This is a genomic window from Sulfitobacter sp. PM12, from assembly GCF_045586035.1.
GTDB lineage: Bacteria > Pseudomonadota > Alphaproteobacteria > Rhodobacterales > Rhodobacteraceae > Sulfitobacter > Sulfitobacter pontiacus.
On sequence record NZ_CP151529.1, the window covers coordinates 599,837 to 613,681 of the forward strand.

Annotated in this window: 13 protein-coding genes, 2 pseudogenes and 1 other annotated feature; of the genes and pseudogenes, 8 read left to right on the forward strand and 7 right to left on the reverse strand. The window is 56.8% G+C overall.

Features of this window, described 5'->3' with window-relative positions; all coding sequences use genetic code 11:
- Window positions 1–188 precede the first annotated feature (188 nt).
- From AADW22_RS02815 to AADW22_RS02840, 6 genes are all read right to left on the reverse strand, one after another.
- Complete coding sequence (locus AADW22_RS02815; RefSeq protein WP_064216752.1) at window positions 189–491, reverse strand: DUF1330 domain-containing protein; 303 nt, start codon at window positions 489–491, stop codon at window positions 189–191.
- 56 nt (window positions 492–547) lie between these two features.
- Window positions 548–1,246 (reverse strand): lipoyl protein ligase domain-containing protein, encoded by a 699-nt coding sequence (locus AADW22_RS02820; protein WP_407474209.1) that lies wholly within the window; start codon window positions 1,244–1,246, stop codon window positions 548–550.
- Window positions 1,243–1,914 carry a 2-oxo acid dehydrogenase subunit E2 gene (locus AADW22_RS02825; RefSeq protein WP_407474210.1) on the reverse strand — a complete coding sequence of 224 codons (672 nt, stop codon included), beginning with the start codon at window positions 1,912–1,914 and terminating at the stop codon, window positions 1,243–1,245. The genes AADW22_RS02820 and AADW22_RS02825 overlap by 4 nt, the downstream gene beginning before the upstream one ends.
- On the reverse strand, window positions 1,911–2,144 hold the full coding sequence (locus AADW22_RS02830; protein WP_005851830.1) for a biotin/lipoyl-containing protein: 234 nt from the start codon (window positions 2,142–2,144) through the stop codon (window positions 1,911–1,913). Before AADW22_RS02830 ends, AADW22_RS02825 begins: the two co-directional genes overlap by 4 nt.
- Window positions 2,145–2,220: 76 nt before the next feature.
- Window positions 2,221–3,240 carry an alpha-ketoacid dehydrogenase subunit beta gene (locus AADW22_RS02835; RefSeq protein ID WP_074635216.1) on the reverse strand — a complete coding sequence of 340 codons (1,020 nt, stop codon included), beginning with the start codon at window positions 3,238–3,240 and terminating at the stop codon, window positions 2,221–2,223.
- Between the two features lie 15 nt (window positions 3,241–3,255).
- Window positions 3,256–4,245 (reverse strand): thiamine pyrophosphate-dependent dehydrogenase E1 component subunit alpha, encoded by a 990-nt coding sequence (locus AADW22_RS02840; protein WP_235183752.1) that lies wholly within the window; start codon window positions 4,243–4,245, stop codon window positions 3,256–3,258.
- 382 nt (window positions 4,246–4,627) lie between these two features.
- Here AADW22_RS02840 and AADW22_RS02845 point away from each other — a divergent pair, with 382 nt between their 5' ends.
- The 8 genes and pseudogenes from AADW22_RS02845 (at window position 4,628) to AADW22_RS02880 (ending at window position 13,285) form a co-directional block, all read left to right on the forward strand.
- Complete coding sequence (locus tag AADW22_RS02845; RefSeq protein WP_093926217.1) at window positions 4,628–5,473, forward strand: enoyl-CoA hydratase/isomerase family protein; 846 nt, start codon at window positions 4,628–4,630, stop codon at window positions 5,471–5,473.
- Between the two features lie 194 nt (window positions 5,474–5,667).
- The gene (locus AADW22_RS02850; RefSeq protein WP_407474211.1) at window positions 5,668–6,654 is read left to right on the forward strand and encodes a zinc-dependent alcohol dehydrogenase family protein; all 987 of its coding nucleotides are present in this window, start codon (window positions 5,668–5,670) and stop codon (window positions 6,652–6,654) included.
- A gap of 221 nt (window positions 6,655–6,875) precedes the next feature.
- Window positions 6,876–7,586, forward strand: coding sequence for a 2OG-Fe(II) oxygenase (locus tag AADW22_RS02855; protein WP_407474212.1), 711 nt, complete (start codon window positions 6,876–6,878; stop codon window positions 7,584–7,586).
- A complete protein-coding gene (locus AADW22_RS02860; RefSeq protein ID WP_407474213.1) occupies window positions 7,567–7,788 on the forward strand; it encodes a hypothetical protein in 222 nt (73 codons plus the stop codon). Before AADW22_RS02855 ends, AADW22_RS02860 begins: the two co-directional genes overlap by 20 nt.
- Before the next feature lie 189 nt (window positions 7,789–7,977).
- Window positions 7,978–9,588 (forward strand): FAD-dependent oxidoreductase, encoded by a 1,611-nt coding sequence (locus AADW22_RS02865; RefSeq protein WP_407474214.1) that lies wholly within the window; start codon window positions 7,978–7,980, stop codon window positions 9,586–9,588.
- 30 nt (window positions 9,589–9,618) lie between these two features.
- Complete coding sequence (locus AADW22_RS02870; protein ID WP_407474215.1) at window positions 9,619–9,897, forward strand: GNAT family N-acetyltransferase; 279 nt, start codon at window positions 9,619–9,621, stop codon at window positions 9,895–9,897.
- 800 nt (window positions 9,898–10,697) lie between these two features.
- A pseudogene (locus tag AADW22_RS02875) lies at window positions 10,698–11,885 on the forward strand (IS3 family transposase).
- A gap of 128 nt (window positions 11,886–12,013) precedes the next feature.
- Window positions 12,014–13,285: pseudogene (locus AADW22_RS02880) on the forward strand (IS3 family transposase).
- Window positions 12,301–12,417 (forward strand) — a sequence feature (AL1L pseudoknot). Its footprint overlaps the pseudogene before it by 117 nt.
- On the opposite strand, the gene AADW22_RS02885 reads toward AADW22_RS02880, so the two are convergent.
- Window positions 13,221–13,580, reverse strand: coding sequence for a DUF6538 domain-containing protein (locus AADW22_RS02885; protein ID WP_407474216.1), 360 nt, complete (start codon window positions 13,578–13,580; stop codon window positions 13,221–13,223). The pseudogene AADW22_RS02880 and the gene AADW22_RS02885 overlap by 65 nt on opposite strands.
- Window positions 13,581–13,845 lie beyond the last annotated feature (265 nt).

Below are 13,845 nucleotides of genomic sequence, written 5' to 3' on the forward strand. Positions count from 1 at the left end.
TAAATGAGGACCGCCTGTCAAAGGCGACCGGAGCGCGTTGCTCCGTCATTTCGCCGAGCCTCACGTGCGAGGTGTGATAGAGTACAGATCACAATCACATTGTGGGTTTATTTGACTTTTCTTGGCGTCCTCACAGGCCGTCGGCAGGAGCGGAATTCGCAAGGACACCGCTGGGTATCTTATGGTTCTCAGGCAAGTTCGTCCTTGCCGTCGATGATGAAATGAACGCTGGTCGATCCCTTGTGGCGGGCCTCGAGATAGGGCGCGTAGTCCGGATCATTCACGAAATCGCGGGCGGCTTGCGCATCCGGCCATTCAAGGATCACGCGCAGGGCTGCGGGCTGGTCTTCGCCCTCGACCTGTTCGTGGCTGGTTGTGCGCGCAATATACTTGCCGCCATGTTTGGCGATGATCTTGCCGACCGGCTCGATATAGCCGGGGATCCAGCTGTCGTCGGTGGGTGTCACGGCCAGAACTGAATAGGCTGTCATGGGTTGGTTCCTCCTCTTTGGTATCGATTACCCTTGTTGTTAACGCGGGTTTGGATTCAGGCCGCTCGGCGACCTAAATGCTGTGTTGCGCGCAGAATGTCGCGCTGTGCTATTTCATTGAGTGATGCGGCCAATGCGTTCATCGGATCACGCTGCGACGGGATGGCCCTGTCCAACGTCGTGTGAACACCCGCGTCGATTGGGCCAAGGGAAAGGTCACGGTGAAACGCATCGACGGCTGCTGCCCCGGCGGCCAGATCGCCCTCCACCAAAATCAGCGCATGCGCCAGAATGCGGCGCTGCCGGTTGCCAACAGGGCGTATGCGCTGCGCGGTGCCAACGGCTTTGCGGCCCTTCAAGGACAGGTTCCATGCGCCGTCACAAAAACTGTTCGGGGTCGCACCCGTCGCCCAACCGGCGGGGATTGCATTCTGAATGAGCCGTGTGATCAGGCGGTATCCATCCTCGATGGAGAACGTCCGATCAGCGGTAAACGCCAGCGCGAGGTTTAACACCCCCGGACCTTGGGGGACCGCGCCGCCGCCCGTGGGGCGCAGATGCAACGGCCAGCCGCGCGTGGCTGAATTACGCTTCGCCGTTTCAAATCCGGGCTTGAGCCTCAGGCTTGCCGGACAGACAAGCGCGCGGCGGCCTGGGCTCCAGAGACAGGTTACAGCGCCTTGCGCCGCGAAGGCCGCTGCCTCAAGGGCAAGCCCCTCGGCCACGCGCTCCACATATGTGAGAGGTGCGTTCACACCGCCATCCTTTCGATCTCTTCGCAGATGGAAGTCAGCAGATCACCCGCTGGTGCGCCATCAAGCGCGCGATGATCAAAGGTCAGCGACAGGCCCACATGGGGGCGCAATTCGATCCCGCCATCCTCGCCCCGCACCGCGCGATCCGTAAAACGCCCGATACCAAGGATGCAGATTTGCCCTGCGTTGATGATCGGGGTGAAATGTTCCACCCGCGTGAGGCCGAGGTTGGAGACGGTGAATGTGCCGCCGGTCATTTCTGTCACGGTCAGCTTGTTGATCTTGGCCCGCGTGGCCAGATCCTGCCGCGCCGCACGCAATTCGGTTACATCCATCGCATCGGCACCGAACATGGCAGGGGCGACCAACAGATTGCCGGGCAAGGCGATAGCCACCGACAGGTCAACCGCATCAGACAAATGCACCTCGCGCCCCTCGACACGTCCGTTTGCCTCGGGGTTCTTTTTCAGGGCGCGCACCACAGCCAGCATCAAGAGATCCTCAACAGATATCTTGGTACCTGCCGCGCCCAGACGGGTTTTTTCGGCCATCAGCGCCGTCGCATCGGCGCTGCCGTGGTGGGTCAGCTGCGCGGCTGTCGCGAGGCTTTTGGTCATGGCATCCGCGATCATGCCGCGCACGCCTTTGAGAGGGACAACTTTGGTCATTCGACCGACCCGATGACGGCACCCTTGGGCACAACGGCATCGGCCTCTTCCTTGATCCGCAGGGTGCCAGAGGCTGGTGCGTTGATCTCGTATTGCACTTTGGCGGTCATAATCTCGACCACCAACGCGCCTTCTTCGACGGTCGCGCCATCATCAGCAAGCCAGCCGGTGATCACTGTTTCTTCGTCCTCTTCCCAGAGGTCGGATGGGATGACGATATCTGTTGCCATTTGAAGTGTCCTTTCCTGTTCGGGGTCGCGCTGCATGCGACCCCGTTGATTAGTGATTTGTTGGTTTTGGTTCGGCTCAGGCCGCTTGCATCTCGTCCCAGGCAGCGACGATCTTGTCAGGGTTGGGCAGGCAAAACTGCTCCATCACCCGCGCGAATGGGATCGGCACATCGGGGAAGGCAACGCGTTTCGGCGCGGCCTTGAGAACCGAGATATCATGCTCGGTCACGGAGGCGATGATTTCGCCCGAGAGGCCGTAGCTCATATAGTCCTCGTCCACGACAATCAGCCTGCCGGTCTTGGCGACGCTGGCGCGGATGGTGTCACGGTCCAGCGGCACAAGGCTGACAAGATCGACGACTTCGGCGCTGACACCTTGTTCTTCAAGCTTCTTGGCGGCCTTCAGCGCGTTGTGAACGCCCATGCCACAACTGACGATGGATACGTCCTTGCCTTCGCGCACGACCTTGGCCTTGCCGATTTCCAGCGTGTAGGGCTCTTCCGGCACATGCACAGTCGCGCCCGCCTCGGTACCAAGCCACCCCATGCCCTGTAGCCCCTTGTGGTACATGTAAACCACCGGACTGTCGTCGCGCATGGCGGCCGTCATCAACCCTTTGGCGTCATAGGCATTGGATGGGGCCACAACCTTCATTCCGGGCAGGTGGGCAAAGGTGCCGTACAGACACTGCGAATGCTGGCCGCCATCGGAATAGCCACCACCGGTTGAGGTCATCAGAACCATTGGCACTTTCACGTTGCCGCCGGAGAAATAGATGTTCTTGGCCATCAGATTGTAGATCGCATCAAAGCAGACGCCAAAGAAGTCGACGAACATCAGTTCGACCACCGGACGCATGCCATCCTGCGCCGCACCAACAGCAGCACCAATAAAGGCAGTTTCCGAAATCGGTGTGTCGCGGATGCGTTCCGCCCCGAACTCTTCGATTAACCCACGGGTGTTGCCATAGACGCCACCCAGAGGGCCGATGTCCTCGCCCATCACGAAGACGGAGGGATCGATGCGCATTTCCTGTGCGGTGGCTTCGGCCATAGCGCGGGCGATGGTCAGTTTTCTCTCGTTCGATTTGGTCATGTCTCTCCCTCCCGTTTATGCTGCGAACACGCGCGTCAGCGCGTCTTCGGGGGCTGCATCATCGCTTTCGCGGGCGAACTTGATCGCGGCATCAACGCGCGCAGCAGATTCTTCCTCGATCGTGTCCAAGTCCGCCTCACTGGCAGAACCTTCGGCGAGCAATCTTTCCCTCATTTTGGGGATCGGATCTTTTTCAAACAGCGCGTCCTTTTCCCCTTCGGGGCGATAGGCCTCGGCGTCACCCATAAAGTGGCCCGCTAAACGGTAGGTTTCACATTCCAGCAGCGAGGGGCCTTCACCCGCTCGTGCTCGGGCAATCGCCTCGCCTGCTGCTTCAAAGATGGCATAGGGGTCGTTGCCCTCAATCCGTTTGCCGGGGATGCCATAAGCCGCCGCGCGATCTGCGTGGCTGCCGATGCTGCTGGCGGTTTCTTTGGCAACAGAAATGCCCCAGCCGTTATCCTCGACCACGCAGATAAAAGGCAGGTTCCAAACGGCAGCGAGGTTCATCGCCTCGTGCCAGCCGCCTTGGTTCACCGCGCCTTCACCGACGAAGGCCACGGCGACGCCCGGCTTGCCTTGCATCTTGCGGCTGAGCGCCGCCCCCACGGCGGGGCCCATACCCTGCGCGATAATGCCAGAACAGGCAAAGTTCACATTGTCATCAAACAGATGCATGTGTCCGCCACGACCACCGGATAAGCCGGTTTTCTTACCGAAGATCTCGGCGGCCATTTTGTCCAGATCGACGCCTTTGGCGATGGCCTGATGATGTGGACGGTGGGTGGCTGTGACCACATCCTCGGGAGTCAGGTGCGCACAAACCCCCACCGCCACTGGCTCCTGCCCGTCGGACAGGTGCATTTCACCCGGGATCGGCCCGTTGGCCATGTTGAAAGCCGGTGATTTTCCCTCGAAATATATCTTCGCAATGGCCTCTTCGAACCTCCGGCTCGTGACCATATTGCGATACATCCAATGCTGTTCTTCGCGTGTTGGTGACATGAATTCCTCCTCCCATGTGCGCGGCCTCTCCCTGCCGTATGAACGCTGGAAGTAGGATTGAACCTGTTGGGCTGCGGAACAACGGTGCTGAAGCCCACGCGGGGCTTGATCGCGCAAACTGTCTCACCGTGAGACAGTTTGAGACACATTGAGCCAGAGTGTGGCGCACCTTGAGCAGGAATTGGTCTGCGCGTCGAAGAAAGACGGACATCGACTCAGCATTAAAACCGTTATGCAGTTTATATTCAAAATCCGAATTCTGTAGCTAACTTCACCCCCGTTTATCCAAAATTTTGATCATCTCATCATAGGGGCACGAAAAAGAGCTTCGGCTCACAACTCAAGCCCTGCGCAAAACAGGGCACCACAACGGAGAGATGCTATGAAGTACGAGAATTTCACAACGTTTAGCGTCGATGTCAAAGATGCCATCGCTACCGTGACGTTCGATTATGGAACGGTCAACATTCAGGGACAAGAGATGCTCGCCGACCTGAACAGCCTTGCCATGCGGCTTGAGCGGGACCGCGATACAAAGGTTGTAATCTTCCAGTCGGCGCACCCCGAAATCTGGGTGGCGCATTACGATACGGAGCTTCTTAAAGATATGGCGATCGAAGCCGTTTCGCGCGAAAACGCGGTATTGCTTGACCTACAAATGGTGTGCGAACGGATTAGCAGGGTGCCGCAAGCGACCATTGCGAAGCTGGAAGGGTTTGCACGTGGCGGAGGCCATGAACTGGCACTGGCGCTCGACATGCGGTTCGCCGCGCGTGGCAAGTACAAGTTTATGCAAATGGAAGTCGGCATGGGCATTCTGCCCTGTGGAGGCGGCGCGTCGCGCATGGCCCGTCAAACCGGTTTGGGCAAAGCGTTGGAAATTATCCTTAGCGCAAATGATTACGACGCAGATGATGCGGAACGGTTCGGCACAATCAACAAGGCGCTCGAGCCCGATGAGATCGGCCCCTACGTTGACGCGCTGGCGCAGCGCATTTCCAAATTTCCCGCGGCTTCGATTAACGCCTGTAAGCAGATGGTTTACGAATCTATCGACAAACCAATTGAAGAAGCCCTGAAGGCAGAGGCCTATTGGCTTTATCAAGCGACCAGCAAAACCCCGGCCATCAAGCGTTTCACAGTGGCTGACGAACAAGGGCTTGAGCACGACATCGAGAACCAACGCAATTGGGGCGATCTGGTCATGAAGGTTCAAGACATCAACTAAACTCCCCTTTTTAAGGGCACTACTCAAGAACCGCGCCCGTATTCACGGTGCGGTTCTTTCTGTTTGGTCGCCGTCCACGCGCAGATGACAGCATTACCTTCAGAATCCGAAAACTGAACTCCGGATTGCACCGATTACCCAAATATTCAGACGTGTTAGTTCTGTGTCAACAAACACTCAGAAAGGAAAATCCGATGAAAACCATGGCCCTCTCCGAATACGGACCCAACTCCGCCTTTGCATTGACCGAGCTGCACAAACCAACCGCAGACACCGGTCATGTGATTGTTCGCGTTCAAGCAACCAGTATCAACACAATCGACATGATGATCCGCAATATGGGCACGGACCTTGGTTTTGCCCCCGCCACACCTGCTGTTTTGGGGATGGATTTTGCTGGCACGATTGAAGAAGTCGGCGAGGGTGTGACCGGTTTCGCCGTGGGCGACGAAGTATATGGCTGCGCCGGTGGTCTGGCCAACCTTCAGGGCGCTCTGGCGGAATACATGCCGGCTGATGCACGGCTGATCGCGAAAAAGCCGAAATCCCTATCCATGCGTGAAGCAGCCGCGATCCCTTTGGTCGGGATCACCGCTTATGAGGGGCTTAAGCGCGCTGGCGTCGGCAAAGGCCAGAAGGTGCTTGTCCATGGCGGTTCCGGCGGTGTCGGGCACATCGGCGTGCAATTGGCGCGTGAGTTCGGCGCGGATGTCTATGCCACCGACAGCGGCGATGAACGCCTATCTGTTGTGCGCGACGTTGGTGCCGAAGCGATCGATTTCAAAGCGGAGTCCGTCGAGGACTACGTCGCCAAGCATACTGACGGCAAAGGTTTCGACGCGGTGCTGGATACGGTGGGCGCTGGCAACCTGACGAACTCATTCAACGCGGTCGCTCTGAATGGTCACGTGGCCACCACCCTCGCGCTGGCAGAGCTTGACCTGTCCCCCGCCCACCTGAAGGGTGCCTCGCTTCACATCGTATTCATGCTGATCCCGATGTTGCATGACAAAGACCGTGCAGACCACGGTGCAATCCTGGCCGAACTGGCAAAGCTGGTTGATAGCGGCGCATTGAAACCGGTCGTGGATGAGCCCCAGTTTACCCTTGAAGAGGTCGGTGCAGCCTATGACCGGCTTGCCAGCGGCAAGGCAATCGGCAAGGTGGTCGTGGACGTATAACGCACCACAAGGCGCGTTCGGCATGGCGCGGCGGGCTTCGGCTCGCCGCGCCATTCGTTTTTCCGAAATAGGATTTTGAAGAAACACTGCGTCCCAACCCGAACGGATGATTATATCCATTAACCGAATTTTGATTACAAAATACGCCCGTTTATCAAGCTGAGAGAGATCAATACGTGTTGCTTATCAAACCTGCTCCAACATAAGAAGGATGCCCCTAAATGACCCTTTCATCTCTTCAACAAGCCCGTGCCATTGCGCGCCCAAGCCGGGAACAAATGCTTAACCGCGAGTTCTCTGTCCAACAATTCTGGAACCAGAACCGCGATCTGTTTGAACGCGCTTGGTCAGAATGGCAGACGGAGAACGAGGCGAAGCTGCCTCAGCTCGACAGCTCTATTTTCGATCCGAAACTGCGCGCGGCTGTGGAGCAAGCTTGGGTAGATCCGACAGCCGAAGATGCGGTCAAGGACCTGTGGGAAGAAGTCTTCCCCGGAGTCTATCGCGCGCAATTCTTTGATGTCGAACGCCTTGCGGCCCTGCGTGAATACCTTGACGGCGTTGCAGATGTGGACATCCCACTGCGCCCCCCTTACGGGATCGTGCTGAACCGTGGTGGTGCCATGCTTGACCCGCGCTCCGAAGGGTATCTTGCCGCGCCCGGGTTTCAGGGCTTCTACCGCGAGATGATGGACGCCTACATGCGGCCCGTGTCTCGTCTGCTGTTCCCTGACGTCGTGGGTTACGACACACAAACATTCGGGTTCTCTATCCGGTGGCAGGCCAACAAAGATACGTCCCTGCGCCCTCATTCGGATGCTTCTGCGGTGACACTAAATATCAACCTGAACCTGCCCGGCGAAGGGTACTCCGGTTCGGCCGTCAGCTTCATCGATCCGGTTTCACGCCGCGTTGAGAAAACTTACGTTTGAACCCGGCACCGCCCTGATCCACCACGGCAGCGTCCCCCACGCGTCCGAGCCGATCACTGAAGGCGAGCGCTATAACTTTGTTCTGTGGCTGTATGGTCAACACGGACAAATTCCGCATGGCAGCACCCCGACGCCGCAAATCTCGGCCAAGGACAGGTGGTCCGTACCAACGGAAGAATTTGACAATTTCGCGCCGTTCTAAGGCCGGGTTGTCCCTTAACATAGCGATATATTCGGGCGGTTCAGGCCGCCCGAATATGCAACGGAAATAACGTGCGGCATGCCTGTAACATAAGGTTCATTGAGCGCCTGTGCATCATGCGTTTATTCTCATCAACGGGGGTTCGACGCGCCGAGAGCAACCAACAAATAGCTAAAAGGGATGCTAAGCATGGAAAGCTTTGCGAACGATCTTAGTCAGATGCAGCGGACGCCCTTGCATGCGGACCATGTCGAAGCGCTACGAGAGGTTGGAACGATACGGACGTATGGCGCAGGCGACACGATCATTCGACCCGGTGATCCGCTGGAGGAATTGCTTTATATTGAAAGCGGCGAGATAGAGGTTGTGCATCCGATTACGCAGGAGCGGACAATCGCTGCCACGATGGGGCCATCCCAATTTACCGGTGAAATCGGGACGCTGTCCGGTGCGGTGTCAATGATCCAGATGAGGGCGTGTGAAACCTCGACGGTGATCGCGGTCCGAAACGCAGACCTGATCAAACTGATGTCCCGCATCCCCGAGATGAGCGACATAATTTTGACTGTTTTTGCCGCCAGACGCCGCGGAAACATCGAGCATGGACAAACCGAGCTCAAGTTGATCGGCGCGGATGTTGATAAAGATATTCAGAAGATCGCCGTCTTTGCACAGCGCAACCGGATCGCGGCGCAACTGATTGATCTTGAAAGCGCCGAGGCCGACGCGGAACGCACAAGCTGTGATCTACAAGGTTGTGGCCCTGCGGTGATTTTTGGCGGTGAGGTGATTTACGATCCGACGCCGGAAAAGCTCGCTCGGACGTTGGGGCTTGAGCTGGTGATCCCGAACGGCGAAGTGGTCGATGTCCTGATTGTCGGGGGCGGGCCTGCGGGCGTAGCCGCAGGGGTTTATGCCGGTGCCGAGGGGCTATCTGCCGTCGTCGCAGAAGATATCGCCATCGGTGGACAGGCAGGCACCTCCAGCCGGATCGAAAACTACATGGGGTTTCCAACGGGAATTTCAGGTGGAGACCTTGTATGGCGCGGCGAAGTCCAAGCGATGAAATTCGGCACCCGATTTGCTATGCCATTGCGGATCGAGGCAGTAGCCTATCGCGACGACCGCTTTTACGCCACCTGTTCAAACGGACGCGAACTCTGCGCACGGTCGATTGTGGTGGCAACGGGTGTTCAGTATCGCAAGCTGCCGATCCCGCGACTGGAAGAATTCGAGGGCGTTGGCGTTTATTATGCCGCCACAGAAATGGAAGCTCGGTTTTGCCGAAACTCGGATGCCATCGTTGTAGGCGGCGGCAATTCCGCGGGCCAAGCGGCCATGTTCCTCAGCCGCACAGCTGCGCATGTGCATCTTCTGGTGCGCTCCGGCAGCCTTGCCGCCTCTATGTCGGACTATCTGTCGTCGCGTCTTGAGGCCGATCCGCGGATCACGATCCATTACCAAGCAGAAATTTCTGATCTGCATGGTGATGACAAGCTATCCGCAGTGACGGTGAAAAACAAAGCCGACAGCACGCATCATCGCTATGACAGCCGCACAGTTTTTATCATGGCGGGGGCGGCACCCAATACAGAGTGGTTGGCTGGGCACGCCGCGTTGGACGATAAGGGCTTCGTTCTGACAGGCACCGAAAACGGTGGCCGATCGCCGTTTGAAACATCGACCCACGGCATTTTTGCAGTTGGTGACGTGCGGTCCGGCTCGGTCAAGCGAGTGGCGTCATCGGTGGGCGAAGGCTCGGTCGTCATGAGCGAGGTCTGGAACCATTTGAATAGCTGAACCCCAGTTGAAAATTTGACGGAGCCCCTCATGCAGGTAGATTTTGAAGACGGAGAAACAGGGGGACGCTATGTCCTCCGAACCGAGGGTGGCGAGGCCGTCTCGACCTTCTCCAAAGCTGGAGATAGGATCGTCATCATCGACCACACCGAAGTCGACGACGCCTTGCGGGGTCGCGGGTACGGGCAGATGCTTATCAAAAAAATTGTCGCTGACATGCGAGAGCAAAGCAAAAAAATCGTGCCGCTGTGCCCTTTCGCCGCCTCAGAGTTTCGGAAACACCCCGAATGGGCTGACGTGCTGAACTAGGCTTATATAGCGTAGAGAAACCTGAAATTTTTGGCGAACGAACGCCTAACTTGACATGAAGAAACTGACGTAAAAAAATAACCAAGGCGCCTTGACTGCGACTGTTCCTTCGAATTTTTAACGCGTTTCTGGCGGTTGATCACTCTGTTTTCGAAACCCTATTCGCACCGTCTACTTTCAGGCCAATTCCAATTGAAGCGGTCAAAATTCAACAGACGGCTTTGGCACATCGGGAAACAGGACCGCCGGACTGAACGTCTCCTTTTTCAAGCTGCGCAATTTAGCATTCCTACGCAGCGAACGGCAGCTTCGCCCATCGAGTCGAACGACGCGAACAGCCCAAACCGGACTTTCATGCAGCAGAATCACGCTGCGCCGAACATCTGTTGCAACTCAAGTCATCCAACGTGGGCTGTGACGTCGTAGCCCAAAGACTTGAGAGATTTCGATGTCCTTCCGTTCCGGGGTGGAACGCGAACAGGCAGAGCCCAACCGACGAGTTCGCCCAATGCGCTGATCCCAAGGCCCTCAATTTTCCATTCAGAACCATGAACAGCGATCCATAGACGCTTTGGCAATTGGGCCTTCGATCCGCTGTAGAGGATGAACTTTAATAGCTGCTTCGCCCAATATTGCCCCGCGTTTTATAGTTGGCGCAAGACACAGCAGGTCCAGCAACGTTTTGGCAGCACTCTTCCAAAGGGGCTATTGAACCGCGTGTGATCGTGCGCTTTTGAATAGTGAATAGTCCCTAGATTTGTAGACGCTTTCTTCCCTAACTTTGAGGCAAGGAGGCCGTTATGGGGAAGCCAAATTTCAGTGAAGATTTCAAGCGCGATGCCGTCCATCAGATAACAGTGCGGGGGTATGCCGTTTGCGAGGTTTCGGAACGGTTGGGCGTCAGTACATATTCGCTCTACAAATGGATGAAGCTCTACGCAAAAGCTGCGTCACAGACATCATCTGTTGACCATGAAGCTGAGAACCGCAGGCTCAAGCGTGAGTTGGCGCGGATGACGGAGGAGCGTGACATCCTAAAAAAAGCGGCCGCGTACTTCGCGAAGGATGCAAAGTGAAGTGCGCGTTCATTGCCGAGCACCGCCCTCAGTATTCGGTAAGCAGGATGTGTCGCTGCCTCAATATCCATCCCAGCGGGTTCTATGCATGGATTAAAAATCCATTAAGCCACCGTGCGCGTGAGGATGCGCGTCAGATCAAGCTGCTCGAAGAAGCTTGGAACGACAGTGGCAAGGTCTACGGATACCGTAAGCTGCATGACGATCTGGTGGAGTTGGGTGAGACCAGTTGCCCAAACCGTGTTGCTAGGTTGGCTCGTTTGGCTGGGATCCACGCTGAGATCGGTTACAAACGTAAGCCGGGCAAGTATGGTGGAAGGCCGTCAGTCGTCGTCGACAACACGTTAGACCGGCAGTTTGATGTGACAGCGCCAGACACCGCCTGGGTGTCCGATATCACTTACATCAAAACCTATGAGGGGTTTCTCTATCTGGCGGTTATTATCGACCTCTACTCACGACGTGTGATCGGCTGGGCGACACAATCGCGGCAACCAACAGACCTCATGCTGCAAGCCCTTCTGATGGCTGTCTGGCGACGCAAACCTAAGCGACGCGTCCTGATCCACACGGATCAAGGCTCACAATACACCGGCAGGGACTGGGCGGCGTTTCTGCGGGCCCACAATATCGAACACTCGATGAGCAGGCGCGGAAATTGCCATGACAATGCGCGCGTCCATTGTCCTCGGACCAATGGCGGACAAAGACTTGCCTGAGAGCTTCTTCAACCTGCTCAAACGGGAACGTGTCCGGCGTCGAACATATAAAACCCGCGAGCAGGCCAGACAGGACATCTTCGACTACATCGAAATGTTCTATAACCCGAAACGCAAACATGTCAGAAACGGTATGCTGTCGCCTGTCGACTACGAAAACAGACAGTTCAATGTGAACCAAGAAGGTGTCTAGGGAACCAGGGGCTATTCAATGAGAGCGTCCCTTACAGCCTCCTGCATGGGATCTTTAGTGGCACCGTCAAAAGTGAGATGAACTGCCCCGGGTTTACCGGAGAGTAAAACACTCAAAGGATGAGCCTTATGACCAAGCAGAGATTCACCCCCGCCTATCCTGCCGAGCTTCGCGAACGCGGTGTTCGGCTTTTCCGAGAGAACCGTGCTGATTATGCCAGCGACACGGCAGCCTATAAGGCAATTGCGCCGAAGCTTGGCTGTTCACCGGACAGCTTGCGCGTCTGGTGTCAGCAGGCCGAACGCGATGTCGGGCAACGGGCCGGGCTGACAAGTGCCGAGAAAGATCGGATCAAGGAACTTGAGCGTGAGGTCCGTGAACTGCGCCAAGCCAACGAGATCCTGAAGAAGGCCAGCGCATATTTCGCGGCGGCGGAGCTCGACCGCCCGTTCCGCAAATGATCGCGTTCATCGACGATCATCGTGGCGTCTTTGGTGTCGGGCCGATCTGCCGGGTCTTGGGGATCGCACCATCGACATATTACGCCTTCAAGGCCGTGGAGCGTGATCCGGACCTGGCATCGGACCGGGCTAGGCAGGATCAACTGGACATGGCCGCCATCAAGCAGGCATTCGATAGCAGCCGGGGCCGGTATGGCGCGCGCAAGGTCTGGCATCAACTGCGCCGCAGCGGACACGACATCGCCCGCTGCACGGTGGAGCGGCTGATGAAGATCTTGACATTACAAGGTGTTGTCCGTGGCAAGAAGGTGATCACGACCAACCCCGATACAGCCCGACCCTGCCCGGCTGACGAGGTGAACCGGGCCTTCGTCGCCGATATGCCGAACCGGCTCTGGGGTCGTTCATTGTGGTGCCATTGGTCCGAGCCCAATGGACGACGATTTCACCTATGTCTCGAGCTGGCAGGGTATGGTCTATGTCGCCTTCGTGATCGACGTCTTCGCCCGCAAGATCGTCGGGTGGCGTGTCTCCACCTCGATGACGACCAGTTTCGTGTTGGATGCCCTGAACTAGGCCATCTGCCAGAGGGCACCATCTGAGGCGGACAAGCTGATCCATCACAGCGACCGAGGCAGCCAATACCTGTCGATCCGATACACCGAGCGGCTGGCTGAGGCGGGGATCGACACCTCGGTCGGCAGTGTCGGGGATTCCTATGACAATGCTCTGGCCGAAAGCATCATCGGCCTGTTCAAGACCGAGGTGATCAAGTTCCTCGGCGCTGGGAAATCGGTCGGCCAGGTCGAGTGGGAAACACTGAAGTGGCTCGACTGGTATAACAACACCCGACTGCACAGCGCCATCGGCTACGTCACGCCGCAAGAAGCAGAGGAGGCATTCTACGAAACCTTGAACGCTGCCGAAAAAGCAGCTTAATCATTGAACCAGAAACTCTCCGGTAAACCCGGGGCGGTTCATACCCCGTCTCCTTGCTCGCACCCTTTTCTGTTCGCGTGAGGTTCCTTATGCGCATTTCAGCCCAAAGGCCTTGGTAGACCTTCAGCTTGGCATCTCTGACCCTACGGGCAGTGGTCACGTCACTGGTCCTCAGTGACTCCTCGATGAACTTGGAAGTACGTTCGCCGTAATAATCGTGGAGGTCTGCGGGGATGCGGGCTTTGAAGTGCCACCGACCACCGCGCTTAATCATATGATGGTTCTTAGTCTTCATTCTTAGCGCTAGATTGTGTGGAGAAAAGTGTGACGTGAATGCCCTAAAATAGTAGATGGATCAATATACTATGGGGTTCGATCTCCTGTAGTTCCCTTCCTGCCGGGGTCACCATTCCTGCCTGAGAACGTGACCTATTTGCGGGGAAAGCCGAACGCGTGGAGGTAAGGGGGCGGCCTAACGTCATCGGCCAGCAGGACGTATTCGACACGGCGTGCAGCGATTGCGCATTTCATGATGGCAGAATGCGAGACGTTCTCACGGT